The organism is Nocardiopsis suaedae (genome assembly GCF_027706745.1).
Classification (GTDB): domain Bacteria; phylum Actinomycetota; class Actinomycetes; order Streptosporangiales; family Streptosporangiaceae; genus Nocardiopsis_A; species Nocardiopsis_A suaedae.
Map to the genome: position 1 here is coordinate 26,166 of NZ_JAQFWP010000064.1, position 17,137 is coordinate 43,302.

At 74.6% G+C, this 17,137-nt stretch carries 13 protein-coding genes, 1 pseudogene and 1 riboswitch; of the genes and pseudogenes, 7 read left to right on the forward strand and 7 right to left on the reverse strand.

The window, feature by feature from the left end; translation table 11 throughout:
* Positions 1-108: 108 nt before the first annotated feature.
* Positions 109-1,353, forward strand: a complete 1,245-nt coding sequence (locus tag O4U47_RS25205; RefSeq protein ID WP_270680456.1) for an 8-amino-7-oxononanoate synthase — start codon at positions 109-111, stop codon at positions 1,351-1,353.
* Positions 1,354-1,713: 360 nt separating this feature from the next.
* Positions 1,714-2,826, forward strand: coding sequence for an SGNH/GDSL hydrolase family protein (locus O4U47_RS25210; protein ID WP_270680457.1), 1,113 nt, complete (start codon positions 1,714-1,716; stop codon positions 2,824-2,826).
* Positions 2,827-2,894: 68 nt separating this feature from the next.
* On the opposite strand, the gene rocD is transcribed toward O4U47_RS25210, so the two are convergent.
* Complete coding sequence (rocD, locus tag O4U47_RS25215; protein WP_270680458.1) at positions 2,895-4,172, reverse strand: ornithine--oxo-acid transaminase; 1,278 nt, start codon at positions 4,170-4,172, stop codon at positions 2,895-2,897.
* A 697-nt stretch (positions 4,173-4,869) separates the two neighbouring features.
* Here rocD and O4U47_RS25220 point away from each other — a divergent pair.
* Positions 4,870-5,895, forward strand: a complete 1,026-nt coding sequence (locus tag O4U47_RS25220) for a DUF368 domain-containing protein (protein ID WP_270680459.1) — start codon at positions 4,870-4,872, stop codon at positions 5,893-5,895.
* 60 nt (positions 5,896-5,955) lie between these two features.
* Positions 5,956-6,061, forward strand: a riboswitch (TPP riboswitch).
* Positions 6,050-6,853, forward strand: coding sequence for a bifunctional hydroxymethylpyrimidine kinase/phosphomethylpyrimidine kinase (gene thiD, locus O4U47_RS25225; protein ID WP_270680460.1), 804 nt, complete (start codon positions 6,050-6,052; stop codon positions 6,851-6,853). (Overlaps the previous riboswitch by 12 nt.)
* Positions 6,854-6,959: 106 nt before the next feature.
* Here the strand turns inward: thiD and O4U47_RS25230 are convergent, their stop codons facing one another.
* The 3 genes from O4U47_RS25230 to O4U47_RS25240 form a co-directional block, all read right to left on the reverse strand.
* Positions 6,960-8,369 (reverse strand): alanine/glycine:cation symporter family protein, encoded by a 1,410-nt coding sequence (locus tag O4U47_RS25230; protein WP_270680461.1) that lies wholly within the window; start codon positions 8,367-8,369, stop codon positions 6,960-6,962.
* 212 nt (positions 8,370-8,581) lie between these two features.
* Positions 8,582-8,863, reverse strand: coding sequence for a DUF6457 domain-containing protein (locus tag O4U47_RS25235; protein WP_270680462.1), 282 nt, complete (start codon positions 8,861-8,863; stop codon positions 8,582-8,584).
* A 336-nt stretch (positions 8,864-9,199) separates the two neighbouring features.
* Positions 9,200-10,477, reverse strand: a complete 1,278-nt coding sequence (locus tag O4U47_RS25240; RefSeq protein WP_270680463.1) for a pyridoxal phosphate-dependent aminotransferase — start codon at positions 10,475-10,477, stop codon at positions 9,200-9,202.
* Positions 10,478-10,617: 140 nt separating this feature from the next.
* Here O4U47_RS25240 and O4U47_RS25245 point away from each other — a divergent pair, with 140 nt between their 5' ends.
* Positions 10,618-11,592 (forward strand): LysR family transcriptional regulator, encoded by a 975-nt coding sequence (locus O4U47_RS25245; protein WP_270680464.1) that lies wholly within the window; start codon positions 10,618-10,620, stop codon positions 11,590-11,592.
* Between the two features lie 161 nt (positions 11,593-11,753).
* Here O4U47_RS25245 and O4U47_RS25250 read toward each other — a convergent pair whose 3' ends face one another.
* From O4U47_RS25250 to O4U47_RS25260, 3 genes are all read right to left on the reverse strand, one after another.
* Positions 11,754-12,518: a hypothetical protein gene (locus O4U47_RS25250; protein ID WP_270680465.1), complete on the reverse strand. Its 765-nt coding sequence runs from the start codon at positions 12,516-12,518 to the stop codon at positions 11,754-11,756.
* Positions 12,519-12,583: 65 nt separating this feature from the next.
* Complete coding sequence (locus O4U47_RS25255; protein WP_270680468.1) at positions 12,584-13,894, reverse strand: glycosyltransferase; 1,311 nt, start codon at positions 13,892-13,894, stop codon at positions 12,584-12,586.
* Positions 13,836-14,852: a DMT family transporter gene (locus O4U47_RS25260; protein WP_270680466.1), complete on the reverse strand. Its 1,017-nt coding sequence runs from the start codon at positions 14,850-14,852 to the stop codon at positions 13,836-13,838. Before O4U47_RS25260 ends, O4U47_RS25255 begins: the two co-directional genes overlap by 59 nt.
* A gap of 658 nt (positions 14,853-15,510) precedes the next feature.
* Between O4U47_RS25260 and O4U47_RS25265 the strand changes: the two genes are divergently transcribed.
* Entirely contained in the window at positions 15,511-16,407 is an 897-nt protein-coding gene (locus tag O4U47_RS25265) for an Lrp/AsnC family transcriptional regulator (RefSeq protein WP_270680467.1), read from the forward strand.
* 307 nt (positions 16,408-16,714) lie between these two features.
* Positions 16,715-17,137 (forward strand): annotated as a pseudogene (locus O4U47_RS25270) (hypothetical protein); the annotation flags it as partial.

A 17,137-nucleotide genomic window follows, 5' to 3' on the forward strand; every position in this document is an offset into this window, starting at 1 on the left:
AGGAGCCCGCTCGGGGGCGGGGGCCTCCGCCCATCCGCGTCGGCACGGTCGACCACCCCCCGGATCAGGGCCGCCCGGGCCGAGACCAGGAAGGCGGGAGACCCGAGCGTGACCGCGACGACCGACGACACCGCCGACGACACCTCCCCCGCGCCGCCGTTCCGGTGGCTCGCCGGGGCCGCCCGGGAGCGGGCCGCCGCCGGGCTCACCCGGGTCCTGCGGCCGCGCCCCCACGACGAGGACGTGCTCGACCTGGCCTCCAACGACTATCTCGGGCTCGCCCGCGACGCACGGGTCACCGGGGCCGCCGCGCAGGCCGCCCGGCGGTGGGGCGCCGGGGCGACCGGGTCGCGTCTGGTCACCGGCGACACACTGCTCCACCGCGCGCTGGAGGAGGAGCTCGCCGACTTCTACGGCACCGAGTCCGCGCTCGTCTTCTCCTCCGGCTATGCCGCCAACCTCGCCATGGTCACCGCGCTCTCCGGGCGCGGGGCACACCTGGTGTGCGACCGCCTGAACCATGCCTCCCTCATCGACGCCGCCCGGCTGGCCAAGGCCTCGGGCGCCCGTGTCTCCCTGTTCGGCCATGCCGATCCCGATTCCGCCGCGCGCGCTCTGGACGAGGCGTCCGAGGGCTCAGAGGCCGAACGCCGCGCCCTCGTGTCCGACACCGTCTTCTCCGTCGACGGAGACCTGACCGACCTTCCCGGCCTCTCCCGCGCCTGCCGCAGCACGGGCGCGGCATTGCTGCTGGACGACGCCCACGGCCTCGGCGTCGTCGGGCCCGGCGGCGCGGGGGCCCTCACCGCCGCGGAGCTGCGCGGCGCACGGGACACGGTCGTCTCGGTGACGCTGTCCAAGTCCCTCGGGGCGCAGGGCGGCGCCGTCCTGGGGCCGTCCTGCGTCGTCCGCCACCTGGTGGAGACGGCGCGCACGTTCATCTTCGACACCGGCCTCGCCCCTGCCTCGGCCGGTGCGGCACGTGAGGCGCTCCGCCTTCTCCGCACGGATCCGGGGCTCGCCGAGCGCCTGAGGGGCCGCGCACGCGCGCTCTGCACCGGCCTGAGCGAACACGGCCTGGACACGTCGGCCCCCGACGGCGCCGTCGTCTCGGTCATCGCGGACTCGCCCGAGGAATGCACCCGGTGGGCGCGCCGGTGCGCGGAAAGGGGCGTGCGGGTGGGGTGCTTCCGCCCGCCGTCGGTCCCGGACGGCCGCCCCCGCCTGCGCCTGACGGCCCGAGCCGACCTGTCGCCTACCGACATCGACCGCGCGATCGACACAGTGGTGCGCTGCCGCCCGGCCCCTCCATCGTCGATCCCGGGAGAAACGACGCCACCGACGGGACTCTAGGGGCGTCATCCCCGAGACCAACGAGGATCCGGGCCGCCGGGACCCCGCGGAAATCCGTTCAGGTGCCCCCCTCCGGCCCCGGTCGTCGGCGAGGGCCCATGACCGTGTGCGGACGAACGGGGGAAGGCCTCTCTTGGACGCGACCGCCGGAGCCGCCCCCTTCCGGTTCCGGCCACGGTGTGATGCGCGCCTCTCCCCCGCATCCTCGCTGGTCGTCGGCGTCCCCTCGCGGCCCGCCGCCCTTCCGGTGCCCGGGACGCCTCGGAGGCGGCCGCGCCGTTACCCCTGCACCCCCGTGGCCGCGGGTACTCTGCCCTTCGGAACCCGGCCGACGGAGCTATCGAGGGGCGGTGGCCGACAGTGCTCAGACCCGGGAGCGGCCGCCGCGGCGTCCTCCTCGTCGCGGCCGCCGCGGTGTCCCTGCTGCTCGTCCTCGTGCTCGCGGTGCCCGTCACCCGCGGCGGCCTGGCCGGGGCCTGGTGCTCGCTGACCGGGTCGGGGTGCGCGCCCGGAGAGGGGCCGCCGGGCGGGAAGCCGGGCTCACAGGACGACTGGCGGCTGGCCATGGATCCGGTCGAGGCCGCCACCTGGGGCCACTACCTCGCCCTGGGCGACTCCTACTCCTCCGGCGACGGCGCCGGCTCCTACCTGCCCGGCACCACCGGCGAGGACGGCTGCTTCCGCTCGGCCGACGCCTACCCCTCCCGCACCTCCGAGTCCTTCGACTTCGCCGGGGGCTTCGGGTTCGTCGCGTGCAGCAAGCACAAGGGCTCCCAGCTCCTGGAGGAGGCCGGGGCCGAGGACGCCCAGCTCGGCGCCGTCGACGAGTACACCTCCCTGGTGAGCCTGGGCATCGGCGGCAACGACCTGGGCTTCACCCCCGTCCTGCGCACCTGCATGGTGCGCGTGCCGCTGGTCTCCGGCGGCGTCTGCCAGGGCCAGGAGGAGGACGTCGACCGCCGGATGCGGGCCTTCGACGACACCCTGGACGGGATCATCGCCGAGGTGCGCGACCGCGCCCCCGACGCCCGCCTGCTGCTGGTCGGCTACCCGCGCCTGTTCCCCGAGGAGCCGTCCGGCATGTACTACACGCTGACCGCCGAGGACCAGGCCTGGCTGAACGGGAAGGTGCGGGCCTTCAACGACCGGCTGCGCTCCGCCGCCCGGGAGGCCGACCGGGAGATCGCCGAGGAGGGCGACGTCGGCAGCGTCGAGTTCGTCGACGTCTACACCGCGCTCGCGGGCCACGAGGTGAACGCGGAGGAGGCGTGGCTGAACGGGGTCGTGCTGCGGGACCTGTCCGACGGCATCCAGGTGCACCGCAGCAGCTTCCACCCCACCGCGGCCGGACAGCGCGCGTTCGCCGAGCGGATCGCCGCCCGGATCGAGGAGGGGCCCGAGCGGGACCTGTACGTCGCCCGCGAGACCGTGGACTCCGCCGGGCCCGAGGTCCTCGCCCGCGACCTCGACTGAGCCCGGACCGGCGCGGTCCGGTCCGGGCGGACCGCCCGCTGCGGCCCGCCCGGTCCGGGACACCGCCCTTAGGCCCGTCCCGCCTTCAGGTCGGCCAGGACCGCCCCGAGCTGGTCCAGGCCCCAGTTGAGGTCCTCCTCGCTGATCACCAGCGGCGGCGACAGCCGGATCGTCGACCCGTGGGTGTCCTTGACCAGCACGCCCCGCTCGGCGAGCAGCTCGCACATGCGGCGGCCGGTGGCCAGCGACGGGTCGATGTCGATGCCCGCCCACAGCCCGATGCTGCGCGCGGCGGCCACACCGTCGCCCACGAACTCCTTCAGGCGGGTGCGCAGCACCTCCCCCAGCGTCCGGGCGCTCTCCAGGTAGGGCCCCTCCTTGAGCATCCGCACCACGGTGCGGCCCATCGCCCCGGCCATCGGGTTGCCGCCGAAGGTGCTGCCGTGCTGGCCCGGCTGGATGACGCCGAGCACCGACTCGTCGGCGACCATCGCCGACACCGGCAGCACGCCGCCGCCCAGCGCCTTGCCGAACAGGTAGGCGTCGGGCACCACCCCGGTGTGCTCACAGGCCCGCACGGTGCCGGTGCGGCCGAGCCCGGACTGCACCTCGTCGGCGATGAGCAGCACCCGCTCGGAGTCGCACAGCTCGCGCAGCCGCGGCAGGTAGTCGGGCGGCGGCACCACCACTCCGGCCTCCCCCTGCACCGGCTCCACCAGCACCGCGGCGGTGGTGCCGTCGACCGCCTCGGCCACGGCCTCGGCGTCGCCGTAGGGCACCGACCGGAACCCGGGGGTGTAGGGGCCGAACCCGCCGTAGGCGTCGGGGTCGGAGGAGAAGGAGATGATCGTGGTGGTGCGGCCGTGGAAGTTGCCGCCCGCCACGACGATGGTGGCCTCCCCGTCCGGGACGCCCTTGACCTCGTAGGCCCATCTGCGGGCCACCTTGATGGCGGTCTCCACCGCCTCGGCCCCGGTGTTCATGGGCAGCACGCGCTCCTTGCCCGCCAGGTCGCCCAGGGCGGTGACGAAGGGCGCGAACTGGTCGTTGTAGAAGGCGCGGCTGGTGAGCGTCACCCGGTCCAGCTGGTGGTGGGCGGCGGCGAGCAGGTCGGGGTTGGCGTGCCCGAAGTTCATCGCCGAGTACCCGGCGAGCATGTCGAGGTGGCGCCGCCCCTCGACGTCGGTCACCCAGGCCCCCTCGCCGGAGGCGATGACCACCGGTAGGGGCGCGTAGTTGTGGGCCGAGCGGGCCTGGGCCAGGGCGATGTGGTCGGCGGTGGAGACAGGAGGGCCGGAGGGGTCGCCCCCGGAGGGCCTGCTTCCCAGAACGCGGGTGTCGCTCATCCAGGTGTCCCTTTCCGATCAGCGCTGATCGTGTCGCTCTTGGGATACCCCGCGGCCCGCGGACGATACGCGTGCCGGTCGGGGACCCACAGCAGAAGAACAGACGCCCAGGAGCAGGCACAAGGGTCCGTTCGGAGACGAAGAGGACGGGAGGCCGCACAGGAGTCGGCACTGGACATATGGATCGGCGGGGCCCTCGGGCTCGGCCGTTAGCCCAGGGTCGCGGCGGAGATGTTTGCGGTGCGTCCGGAGCGGGACCGGTCCCGCGCTCCGCGGCGGTCTCGACGAAGGTGCCGGCACACCGGCGGTGGTACCCCCATGAGAGAGGGCCGGCTTCGACTCCGTCGGCCACGAGAGGGCGGCACGGGCGGTACGGGCGGCCCTTCGGCCCGAGGCGGGGGACCACCGCACCCGCCCGGTTGCGGTCTTCCGCACACCACCGCGCGGACTTCCCGAAAACCCGCTCCTCGGGCCTCTTCCGGCGCCCCTGGCCGGGCGGGAGTCCTTACACTAGGGCGTGTTTCCCGCGCTCCGCGCGAACCCGCTGAGCCCGAGCGGACTCGGAACGGGTGACGGTCGGCCACCGCCGCGACCGTCCGGGAAGACGAGACGTCCGGGGCGCGGCGTCCCGACGCCCGCCTCCCCGCGGCCGGTGCCGCGCGCCCCGCCTCCCAGACCCATCGACGAAACGCGAGACATGGCCAAACCAATCGGCACCCACGCCCTCAACCTGGTCCGCGGCGCCCTGATCGGCACCGCCGAGGTGGTGCCCGGCATCAGCGGCGGCACGGTCGCCCTGATCACCGGCATCTACGAGACCCTGATCACCTCGGCGGGCCACGTGGTCAGCGGCATCCGCCTCACCGTCTCCGACCTGCCCCGCGGGCGCGGCCTGGCGCGCGCCGGCACCGAGTTCCGCCAGGCCGACTGGGCGGCCGTGTTCGCCGTGCTGATCGGCATGGCCACCGCCGCGCTCACCGCGGCCAAGCTGCTGGCCCCGCTCGTGGAGTCCGAGCAGCAGTTCGCCTACGCGGTCTTCTTCGGCCTGGTGGTGGCCTCGGTGTACGTCCCCTACTCCAGCACCCTGCGGCGCTGGCGGGTGGGCGACTACCTGCTGGCCCTCGTGGTGGCGGCGGTGGCGTTCGTCCTCATCGGGCTGCCGCCCTCCCAGGTCGACCCCAACCCGCTGATCGTCACCGCGGCGGCGGCGGTGGCGGTGTCCGCCCTGGTGCTGCCCGGCATGTCGGGCTCGCTGATCCTGCTCACCCTGGGCCTGTACACCTCCACCATGAACGCGGTGAACGACCGCGACCTGGGCTACCTCGGGTTCTTCTTCCTCGGCGCACTGATCGGCGGCGCCCTGTTCGTCAAGCTGCTGCAGTGGGTGCTGGAGCACCACCACCACCTGGCGATGGTGGTCATGACCGGCCTGCTCGCCGGGTCGCTCCGGGCGCTGTGGCCCTGGCAGGAGGAGGACCGCACGTTCACCGCCCCCACCGAGGTGCCGTTCACGGTCGTCCTGATGGCCGTCGGCTTCGCGGTGGTGGTCGCGGTGCTGTTGCTGGAGCGCGCGACGCGTTCCCGGCGCGGGGACGCCCACGGCGGCCACGGCGGCCGCGGCGGCCACGGCGGGGACTCCGGCGGCGGCCACCGCGGCGGGGGCACCGCGCCGCAGGGCGGGCGCCACGCGCGCCCCGCCTCGGGCTCGGCCCCGCGCATGTGACACCCTGATCGCACGCTGGGCCGCCCGGGGCGCACCCCGGAGCGGCCCGGCCTCCAATCGAACACCGGCGCGGGGTGCCGCGGACCCTCCTCCCACCGCGGCTGAGAACACACCCGTCGAACCTGCACTAGCTCGCACTAGCGAAGGGACGCCCATGAGCTCCTTCAACATCCTGTCCATCGCCGGGACCGACCCCAGCGGCGGCGCGGGGATCCAGGCCGACCTCAAGGCCTTCTCCGCGCTGGGGGGCTACGGCATGAGCGTGGTGACGGCCCTGGTCGCGCAGACCACCACCGGGGTCGCCGAGGTGCACCGGGTGCCCCCGGAGTTCATCACCCGCCAGCTCGACGTGCTGCTGGAGGACGTGCGGGCCGACGCGGTCAAGATCGGCATGCTGGCCGACACCGAGGTGATCGACGCGGTGGCGGAGGCGCTCGACGCCCACCGGCCGCCGCACGTGGTGCTCGACCCGGTCATGGTGGCCAAGAGCGGCGACCGGCTGCTGGCGGCCGACGCCATCGGGGCGGTCCGCGCCCGCCTGCTGCCGCGCGCCGACCTGATCACCCCCAACCTGCCCGAGGCCGCCGAGCTGCTCGGCGTGGAGGAGGCGGTCGACACCGCCGGGATGGAGCACCAGGCGCGCGGGCTGCTCGACCTGGGCGCCCGCCGGGTGCTGATCAAGGGCGGGCACCTGGACACCGCCGAGAGCACCGACCTGCTGGTGGAGCCGGGCCGCCCGGCCGTCCCGTTCACCGCGCCCCGGGTCGCCACGAAGAACACCCACGGCACCGGCTGCACGCTCTCGTCGGCGATCGCCGCGCTGCTCCCGCAGCGGGACGGCTGCGCGGACGCGGTGCGGGACGCCAAGGAGTACCTGACCGAGGCGCTGCGCCGCGCCGACGACCTGGACGTCGGCGCGGGCAAGGGGCCGGTGCACCACTTCCACGCCTGGTGGTGACGCGGGGCGGCGCGGCCCCGCACCGCCCCTCGGGGGACGGCCGAACGGCCGAAGGGCCTGTCCGTTGCGGACAGGCCCTTCTCATGCGGTGTCGCGCACCCGCGCGCTACTGCTTCTCGGGGACCCGGAAGTCCGGGTTCTTCCACTCGGGGTTGGCGAAGTAGCGCCGCGTCTCGGCGACCACCACCGGCGACAGCAGCAGCAGCCCGACCAGGTTGGGCAGCGCCATCAGGCCGTTGGCGATGTCGCTGAACAGCCAGACCGTGTCGAGCTCGGCGGTGGCGCCCACGAAGACCACGGCCACGAACAGCACCCGGTAGAAGACCACCGCGCGGTGCCCGATCAGGTAGTCGATGCAGCGGTCGCCGTAGTACGACCAGCCGAGGATGGTGGTGAAGGCGAACACCACCACCGCGATGGCGAGCATCGGCCCGGCCATCGCGCCCAGGGCCGGGCTGACGCCGCCCAGGCCTTCCTGCAGCCCGGCGGAGGTCAGCGCGGCGCCGTCGTCGTCACCGGTCCGCCACACCCCGGTGACGATGATGACCAGGCAGGTCATGGTGACCACGATGATGGTGTCGATGAAGGTCTGGGTCATCGACACCATCGCCTGGCGCACGGGCTGGTCGGTCTTGGCGGCGGCCGCCGCGATGGCGCCGGTGCCCAGGCCGGACTCGTTGGAGAAGATGCCGCGGGCGACGCCCATCTGCAGGGCGATCAGCACGGTGGAGCCGACGAAGCCGCCGGTGGCCGCGGTGCCGGTGAAGGCGTCGGTGACGATCAGCGCCAGGGCCGCGGGCAGGTCGGCGACGTGGACGATGAGGACCAGCAGCGTGACGGCGATGTAGAGCAGGATCATCACCGGCACGACCGCCGAGGCGACGCGGCCGATGCTCTTGATGCCGCCGATCACGACGATGCCGATGAGCACCATCATCACCAGGCCGGAGACCCACGGGGCGATCCCGAAGTTCCCGTCGAGCTGCTGGGCGACGGTGTTGGCCTGGGTGCCGTTGCCGATGCCGAAGGCCGCGACCGCGCCGAAGAGCGCGAACAGGAAGCCCAGGGTGGTGCCGAGTCCGCCGGACAGGCCGTGCTTCAGGTAGAACATCGGCCCGCCGCTCTGCTTGCCGACGTCGTCGCGCTGACGGTACTTCACGCCCAGCAGCGCCTCGCTGTACTTGGTGGCCATGCCGACCAGGCCGGTCATCCACATCCAGAACAGCGCGCCGGGCCCGCCGATGCCGATGGCCAGGCCCGCGCCGGCGATGTTGCCGACGCCGACGGTGGCCGCCAGCGCGGTGCTGAGCGCCTGGTAGTGCGAGATGTCGCCCTCGCCCTCGGCCTCCTTGCGGCGCACGAAGGCCAGCCAGAGGGCGTGGAAGAGCTTGTGGAACTGCAGCAGTCGCAGGCGGATCGTGAGGAACAGCCCTGTGATCAGCAGCAGGGGGATGAGGACCCAGGGTCCCCAGATGATGGACGACAGGTCTTCCAACAGGCTCACGGTCTGATCCACGTGAGGGCTCCCAATCGATCTCGGACGGGGGACGGGGGCGCGGCGCGCCCGAGGATCACCGGGCGCTCCGAGGGGGTGCTCCCCTTCCGGACACGGCTTCCGGGGTACGGAACCGCGGTGTTCCGCCAGGTTCACACCGATTCGTCACATTCACGTCACGGTCCCTCGACACACCGGTTGCGGAGGGGCCGTGACCAGCGGAGATCACCCGGTCATCCGCTGTTCCCGCTCTCCGGCCCTCCGCTGTCGGCACCGTCGGCACCGTCGGCGCGGCTCAACGCGAGCCGGGTGAGCACGCGGGCGGCCTCGTCCGGGTCGGCACCGCGGCCGACCGCGATGCCCATCAGGAACGTGGTGAGCGGTGCCGCCGGCCGGGCCACCGAGTGCGCGGCGTCCCGGGCCAGGTCGAGGACGCGGTCGACGTCCTCCTTGACGACCTCCTCGGGGAGGTCGAGCTCGGCGCACACCTGGCGCGCCCACTCCACGAGCGTCATCGCTGCTCCTCAGCAGAAGGAAAATGCGGTGAAGACTGCTCGCGATCCTAGAGCCATCCGGCGCCCGGCGCGCGGTAGAGGCGCGCTGCAGGCGCGCCACGAAGGTGAATGCGCCTCCGGAAGGGGGGCGGCGGCGAGGCGTTCGGCGGCGCACGGGTCCCGCCCGCCGCGACCGCGGGGGCCTAACGCTAGGGTGGCCCGCGCAGAGGAGCGGGACCGGCCCTTCCGCGATGTCCGGCCCCGCTCCTCGCCCCCGTTCTCCGGGTTCGCCTCGGCGTTGGTGTCCCGTATCCGGTTGTCGGCGCCCTCCGGCGCCCCGCGTGGCGGGCGGCGCGCTCAGACGGCCGCGGCCACGGGTTCGACGACCTCGGACAGCACCTCCTCCAAGCGGTCGAGGTGCGCGCGGATCCACGGCAGGGAGGTCGGGTCGTCCACGGCCAGCGCGGCCCAGCGCTCGGCGTCGGTGTCGCCGTAGAGCAGGCTGGTGGCGACGCGCAGGCGCAGGGCCTCGGGGCACTCGCCGAACTCGACGCCGGGCAGCGCCCCCAGGCCGTAGCGTTCGAGCAGCATCCGGCCCAGGCCGGGACCGTCGGCCACGCCGAAGTCGGCGGCCAGGCGCTCGCGGTGCGGCTCGAAGTCGGGGTAGAGGTAGAAGGCGGCGCGCGGTGCGGCCACGGCCGCCCCGGCGGCGGTGAAGCGCTCGGCCACCGCGCGCGCGACCGTGCCGTGCAGGCGCCGGCTGCGCCCGATGTGCTCGGTCAATTCGGCCGGTTCACTGAAGGCCAGGGCCCCGGCGCGCTGGACCGGTGAGCTCGGGCTCGACCACAGCTCGCTGGCCACCCCCAGCAGCTCGGCGCGCAGGTGCGCTCCCCGGGGCCCATCCGGCATCCGCGCCACGCCCAGGCGCCAGCCGCCCAGGGCCAGGTTCTTGCTCAGACCGGTGGTGACCACGGTCCGCTCGGGGGCGAACTCGGCGGGGCTGCGCACCTCGGTGGCGGCCGGGTCGTGCACCAGGTCGCGGTAGATCTCGTCGGAGATGACCACCAGGTCCAGGGCGCGGGCCACCTCGGCCAGGCGCCGGACGGTGTCGGCGCCGGCGACGGTGCCGGTCGGGTTGTCGGGGACGGTGGCGATCACGGCACGGACGTCGCGGCCCTGCCCGCGCGCGTCCCGCACGGCCTCGGCGAGCAGGTCGGGCTGGGGGACGCCGCCCTGTCCGCGCTCGGTGGGCACGAACAGCGGGCGGTTGCCCGCCAGGCGGCTCTGGGCGGCGTAGCTGACCCAGCTCGGGGCGGCGACGGCCACGTCCCCGCCGATGCTCATCAGCAGCGCGTACAGCAGCGGCTTGCTGCCCGGCCCGGCCACGACCGCGTCGGGGCCGGTGTCCAGGCCGCGGCGGGACCAGTACCCGGCGGCGGCCTCGCGCAGGCCGCGCTCCCCGGCGACCGGCCCGTAGGAGTTGCACCCGCCCCCGGCCGCGAGCGCGTCCCGCAGCGCCGGGTGGACGGGCAGTCCCGCCTCGCCGAACCCCAGGGGCAGGACGGCGGCGCCGGAGCGGCGCCGGGCCTCCAGGGCCTCGTTCACGGCGAGTGTGGCGGAAACGGCAACAGACATGAAGAGATCGACCCCGCATACGTCCGGCGGCTGGTGGGAGGCCTGGGGCGGCTGGTGCTCCCGGCCTCGCACTTTCACCCTGCCCGGTTTCACCCATCAGTACAAGCGACTCTTTTCGATGGTGAGCGTAAGGTGGTCTTATGCTCGATCTCCGCAGGCTCCAACTGCTCAAGGAATTCGCCGATAAGGGGACGATCGCGGCGGCCGCCGCCTCGCTGGGGTATACGGCTTCGGCCGTTTCGCAGCAATTGTCCGCTCTGGAGCGCGAGGCGGGGGCCCAATTACTGGACCGCACCGCACGCAGCGCCGAACTGACCGAAACCGGAAGGCTGTTGGCCGACCAGGCCGAGCAGATCCTCGCGCTGGTAGAGGCGGCCGAGGCGGTGCTGGATGAACGGCGGGGGCGGGTGACCGGCCGGGTGACCGTGGCGGCCTTCCCGACGGCGGCGGTGGCGTTCGCGCCCCGCCTGGCGCAGAGCCTGCGCCGCCACACCGGCATGCAGCTGGTGCTGCGCCAGACCACCGAGGGGGCGGGGGTCCGCCAGGTCAGCGCCGCCGAGGCGGACATCGCCCTGGTCGACGATTGGACGGGGCGACGCCCGGACACCGGCGCGGGCAAGCTCCGCCACGAGCACCTGCTGCGCGACCCGATGGTGCTGGCGGTGCCGGAGGGGCACCGGCTGGCGGACCCGGCGGTCCCGGTGGAGCTGGAACGGCTGCAGGACGAGGCGTGGATCGCCGCCCCGCAGGGTGAGCCGTCCCGGTACGGCACCGACGCCCTGCTCGCCGAACTGGGCGGCGCCCCGGCGGCGGCGTGGGAGTTCGAGGGGTTGGGGACCATCCTGAGCCTGGTGTCGCGGGGCATCGGCATCGCGGCCGTCCCGGCGCTGTCCCTGAGCACGGGCACGGGGGGACTGGCGTTCCGCAGACTGCCGGAGGACGCGCCGTCACGGGACGTCTACATGGCGGTCCGGGCGGCGAGCCTGCGCCGACCGGCGATCGGGGTGACGCAGCGGGCCTTGAAGGAGGCGGCGATCGACGTCCAGCGCGGCATGGAGGAGGTCCTTGACCGCATCCCGGGCCACCACCCCGGCCCCAACGGCGGAAGAGGGTGACTCCCTCAGGGAAGGGGCGGCACAGCAGGTACCCCGCTCCGGGCCCCGGCCGGGCGGCGGGATACCTGCTCTCCCGTCGCCGCCCAGTACGGCGACCAGGCACGCTCCGCGCAGTCGTTGGAGCCGCGGCACGCACCGTCCTCCTCCGTCCTCCGGACGGCCTACTCGCGGGGGCGCCGCCGGTCGCCGTTGGCGCGCTTCCAGCCGACGCGGGGGCGCTGGCGTTCCCGGTCACCACCGACTCCACCGGACCCGCCGGTGCCCTCGGCGTCCTCGCGCTGGGACGGAATCGGGCCCGAGCCACCCGCCCGGCGGCCGCCCGGACGGCCGTTCGCGCCCTCTTCGGCGGTGTCCGCCCTATCCATGTCCGCCCTATCCGCGCCGGGCGGCCGGCCCCGGCCGGACCACGGGTCCGCCCAACGGACCGCCGGCCCGTTCCGCTCCGCCCGGCCGCCCTCCCCCGCACGGTCCCCGCCATCGGGGTGGCCGACGCCACCGGGGTAGCCGGAGTGGTCGGGGTGGCCGGACCGCTGCGGGCGGACCGCGCCGTCTGGGCCCTCGGCTTGGGCCGGGACGTCCACCGCCCGCCCGTCCTCCGCCGCCCCGGCGGGCGCGGCCCGGCCGCGGGCCGTCTCGCGGCGGTGGATGCGCTTCAACCGGCGCCGGAGCCTGCGCGCCACGTGGCGGGCCCGGTCGCGGTCCTCGCGGCAGTTCCACCAGCGGGCGAACGCCTCCAGCTTCTCCCGCCGCGCCTCCGCCAGCTCGGCCTCCAGGCGCTCGACCCGTTCCTCCAGCTCACGGTGGGCGCGGTCGTAGTCGCCGAGGACGTCCTGACACGACCTCTCGTCGGATTCGGCCTTGCGGAGCCGGGCGGCCACGCCGTCGGCGTGCGCCGCCCCCGCCCGTCCGGTACCAACGAACCACACACTCTGGATATGTCCCGCGAACCGGACCTTACATCAGCTTGTGACGCAAAAACCACGGAAAGTCATCACGCGGCCGCCGCGGCCCGGCCCCGCTCCCCCGGTCCGGCGACCGCGCGCAGCGACCGGTCGGCGACGGGAGCCCCCGGGCGGCGAGGGCGCACCGACCGGTAGATCTCCTCGAACCGGTCCAGCGAGCGCCGGTGGTCGTGCGTCAGCGCCAGCGCCCGGGACGCCTCCCCCATCGCCGCGCGCCGGTCCGGGCCCAGCACGTCCAGCAGCCGCCCCGCCAGCGCCTCGGCGTCCCCCGGCGGGAACAGGTACCCGTTGCCGCCCTCGTCCACCAGGTGCGGCAGGGCGAGCGCGTCCGCGGCCACCACCGGCAGCCCCGTGGCCATCGCCTCCAGGGTGGCGATGCTCTGCAGCTCGGCCACGCTCCCGATGGCGAACAGGTCCCCGGCCACGTACACCTGCGGCAGCTCCTCGTCGGGCACGAACCCCAGGAACCGGACCCGGTCGGCCACGCCCAGCTCCTCGGCCAGCCGGGCCAGCTCCGCCTGGCGCTGGCCGGTCCCGGCCAGGGCGAGCTGGAGGTCGCGCCGGTCCTTCACCAGCGCCAGGGCGCGGATCAGGTCGTCGATGCGCTTCTCCTCGTCCAGGCGCCCGACGAACACCATCGTCTCCCGGTCCTCCAGCCCGAACCGCTTGCGCACGTCGGCGCGCTCGGCGGGCCGGGGCCGGAACCGCTCCAGGTCGATGCCGCAGGAGACCGGCTCCACCGGGCGGCTGAACCCCTTGGCCGCCAGCAGGTCGGCGGCGCGGCGCGTCGGCGTGGTCACGTGGTCGGCCTCGTAGGCCACCCGCACCATGTCCCGCCAGGCCAGGCCGCCCGCGACGCCCTGAAGGGAGGCGGGGATGTGCGCGTGGGCGAACAGGTTGTCCGGCATGAAGTGGTTGGTGAGCACCACCGGCGCCCCCGACAGCCGCGCCCGGCGCACCGCCGCCCTGCTCACCGTGAAGTGGCTCTGGGCGTGCACGACGTGCGGGGCGAGGCGCTCGATGATCCGCGCCACGTGCCCGCCCACGCCCGCGGGTACGGCGGTGCGCATCGTCGGGTGCACGACCACCGGGGCCGAGCGCAGCCGGTGCAGCACGACGCCGTCCTCGTACTCGATGCCGGGGCGGCCCGTCGCCGACGCGCACACCACGTGGACGTCGTGGCCGCGTTCGGCCAGCCCGGTGGCCAGCCGGTAGGTGAAGTACCCCGCGCCGTTGACGTCCGGCGGGTAGGTGTCGGTCGCGATCAGCAGACGCAGGCGGTCAGGCCCCCCGCTCGGTCGGCTGCCCTGGCCGGCGGCCCCCGGGGTTCTCTCCTTCATTGCGGTCATCAGGCTGCTCCTGTGCAGATGCGGAGGTGGACAACGGCGAGGCTTGCCCGGGGGCGGGCGCCGAGCGGCCGCCCGGCACCGGTGCGCCGCGGCGCACCACGGCCTCCGGGTTCTGGTTCCTGGCCTTGGCCAGCACGGCGATGCCGGCCGCGGCGACGGCGGCGGAGGCGGTGGCCCCCGCCTGGGCGAGCGGAGTCGTCGGCAGCCCCTCGCCCAGCAGCAGCGCCCCCAGCCCGGCGCCGACCACCGGGTCGGCGACCAGGAGCACCGCGTAGGCGGCCGCGAAGTGGCCGGTGCGGTAGGCGTTCTGCATCATCAGGCCGCCGAACAGGGCCACGCCCACGGCGATGGGCGTGAGCCAGCTGACCACCGCGCCGAGGTCCTGGACGGCCCCCGCGGCGATCACCCGCGCGATCGCCGAGGTCGTGCCCAGGGCGGTCCCGCCCACGGCCGCCAGCAGCACGCCGCGCGCCCCCGCACGCAGGTACCGGGCGGCGGCGAAGGCGGCGAACCCGGCCCCCACCACCGTGCCGGCCAGCACCAGCGCGGTGGCGGTGGTCATCTCCGGCGGCTCGGCGGTGTGCGGGAACAGGGTGATCACGCCCACGAGGCCGGCGGTGACCGCCAGCCCGGCGAGGATCTGCCCGGTGCGCACCCGGCGCCGGGTGAAGAACATGGACAGCACGATCGCGAACAGCAGTCCGGTGACGCCGATCGGCTGGATGATGGTGAGCGGCGCCCCGCTGAGCGCCACCAGGTGCAGGCAGACACCGGCGCCCGCCGCGACCGTGCCCAGGATCCAGCGCGGACGCTGGGCCAGGTGCACGAGCAGGCTGAAGCGGGCCACGCTCTTGCCCGGCGCCCGGACCGCGTCGCGCTCTTGCAGCGCCGACCCGAGCGCCATGCAGAAGGCCCCGGCCAGGGCGATGAGGACCGATCCGATCAGCACGGCGGCCCCGCATCCCCCTGGGGGCGGCGCGGCGGGCGCCCGCCGACCGCGACAGGGAGGGCGCGCTCCGCGCCCCGCCTCGATCGCACCACGGTCTCCCCCCTCCGTACGGCCGCCGCGCGGCCCACTCGCTCCATCGGGGAAAACGGTACGGATGATCGGCGGCGAAGTGCGATAACGCCACCACCCTGTCCGGGGTGGTGCTCGCCCCACCCCTGGAGGAGCGGTACGCCCCACCATGAATCGCGCGGTGCGCCCGCGCGCCCTTTCCCCCGTGCGTACACGCGGCACGGGCCGCACCCGGTCCGATGTCCTCCGGTCCCTCGCACGGCACCCCCGGTACTGCGGTCGGACAATGCGGTCGGCGCGCGCCTCCCCCGCGCATCACCGAGAAGGACGCAGGCCCGTCCTCTCCTCCCAAACGTAGATAACCCGCTTGTCCTTCGCGTCCCTCCTCAGGCGTAGATATAGGGGAAACAGATCGTCAAAAGTCGGTGCCCCGGTGCGCACGGGTCGTCCGTTCGTCGCCCGTGCCGCCCGGTACCCCAGGGGAGGGATCGGCGATCTGTCAAGTCGGCTCCCGCCCGCCCGCACCGCGTACGAGGCGCTCAATGTGCAGAATTGGGGGGAAATTCCCCCACTGGATAGGTGAGCGCCCATGGGCGGTATGGAGCTGGACGAGACCGATTCGGCGATCGTGCGCGAGCTGGGCGCGGACGGCCGCCTGCCGTTCGAGACCCTCGCGGGCCGCGTGGGCCTCTCCCGCGCCGCCACCCGCCTGCGGGTGCGGCGGATGCAGGAGGCGGGGCGCCTGCGCGTCGTCGGCATCGTGCACCCGGCCGTCCGCGGGATCACCGCCCGCGCACAGCTGGCGGTCTCGGTCCGGGGCACCACCGCCGCCGCGGTCGCCGCGGCCGTCGCCGAACTGCCCGAGTGCCACCGGGCCGAGCTGGCCGCCGGGCGCGCACCGGTGGTCGCCGAGGTGGCCGGGGGCGGCCTGGACCGGCTGACGGCCGCGGTGGACCGGGTGCGCCGGGTGGAGGGGGTGTCGGGCATCGACGCCACCGTGTACACCCGGGTGCTCAAGGACCCCTACCTGGCGTCGGCCCCGCCGCCGGAGGCCTCCCCCGACCAGGTCGACCTGCGGCTGCTGGGGCTGCTGGAGCGCGACGGGCGGCTCTCCTTCGCCGAGCTGGCCGGGTACGTGGGGCTGTCGCCGGGGGCGGTGCGCAGCCGGGTGATGCGCCTGCTGGAGGGGCGCGCACTGCGGGTGACGGCGCTGCTGGACCCGGCCACGGCCGGCCAGGCGTGCCACGGGGGGTTCGCGCTGACGCTGGGGCCGGGAGCCGAGGAGGCCGCCGCGACGGTGGCGTCCTGGGAGGAGGTCCGGTTCCTGACCCGCTGCCTGGGCCGGAGCGACCTGGTGGGGTCGGTCGCGGCGGAGAGCCCGGAGGCGGTGCGCGAGGTGCACGAGCGGCTCCGGGTCCTGCCGGGGGTGGAGCTGCGCGACACCTGGCTGCGGCTCGACCGGGTCAAGGACGGCGACGCGGCGTGACGGCCGCCCCGCCCTGCGCCGCGCCCGGCACGGGGCGGGGCGGCCACGGAGCGCGGCCGGGGCGATACCCGCGGCTGGCCGGACCCGGCCCTCCGCATCCCGGCACGTCGCCGCGGCCGTCCTCATCCGGCCAGGCGGGGTCGGCACGGTTCCCGTCCCGCGGAGCGGACGGGACCGCCGGGGCCCAGGGTGCGGGACGGGGCGGCGCCGGCGGCATCCGGTAGCGTTGTGCGGCGGCGCAGGGAATTCCGGGGCGGAACGCGCACCGGACACGGGGCGCGGGAAGGGAGCGCGATCGCGGTTGTCCGTGCACGAGCGGCTGAGCGTGCCGATCGGACGTGTCGCGGAGGAATGGTCGACACGCCCGGGCTGCCGCCGCGTTCTCGCGGTCGCGCACACCGTCACCGCGGTGACCCGGCTGATGGACGTCCTTCCGCTCTTCGAATCGGACTTCCGCGTGCAGGTGGTTTTCACCCGCGCCCGCACCTCGAATTTCCGGGAAGGGGTCGACGGATACCTGTCGGACCTGGGAGCCGCCGTGGCCCCATGGGAGCAGGCCGTCGAGGAGGAATTCGACCTCGCGGTGACCGCCAGCCTCGGCGATGATCTGCACCTGATCAAGGCCCCTGTGGTCGCCGTCTCCCACGGCGCCGGATACAATAAGCTGGGGAAACCGGAAACCGGAAACCGGAAACCGGAAACCGGAAACCGGAAACCGGAAACCGGAAAC

What these genes read in the sequence shown, in the direction of transcription:
- O4U47_RS25220 (WP_270680459.1), top strand. Translation starts at nt 4,870, where the DNA reads ATGGCCAAACCAATCGGCACCCACGCCCTCAACCTGGTCCGCGGCGCC.
- O4U47_RS25235 (WP_270680462.1), bottom strand. Translation starts at nt 8,863, where the DNA reads ATGACGCTCGTGGAGTGGGCGCGCCAGGTGTGCGCCGAGCTCGACCTC.
- O4U47_RS25245 (WP_270680464.1), top strand. Translation starts at nt 10,618, where the DNA reads ATGCTCGATCTCCGCAGGCTCCAACTGCTCAAGGAATTCGCCGATAAG.
- rocD (WP_270680458.1), bottom strand. Translation starts at nt 4,172, where the DNA reads ATGAGCGACACCCGCGTTCTGGGAAGCAGGCCCTCCGGGGGCGACCCC.
- O4U47_RS25240 (WP_270680463.1), bottom strand. Translation starts at nt 10,477, where the DNA reads ATGTCTGTTGCCGTTTCCGCCACACTCGCCGTGAACGAGGCCCTGGAG.
- thiD (WP_270680460.1), top strand. Translation starts at nt 6,050, where the DNA reads ATGAGCTCCTTCAACATCCTGTCCATCGCCGGGACCGACCCCAGCGGC.
- O4U47_RS25265 (WP_270680467.1), top strand. Translation starts at nt 15,511, where the DNA reads ATGGGCGGTATGGAGCTGGACGAGACCGATTCGGCGATCGTGCGCGAG.
- O4U47_RS25255 (WP_270680468.1), bottom strand. Translation starts at nt 13,894, where the DNA reads ATGAAGGAGAGAACCCCGGGGGCCGCCGGCCAGGGCAGCCGACCGAGC.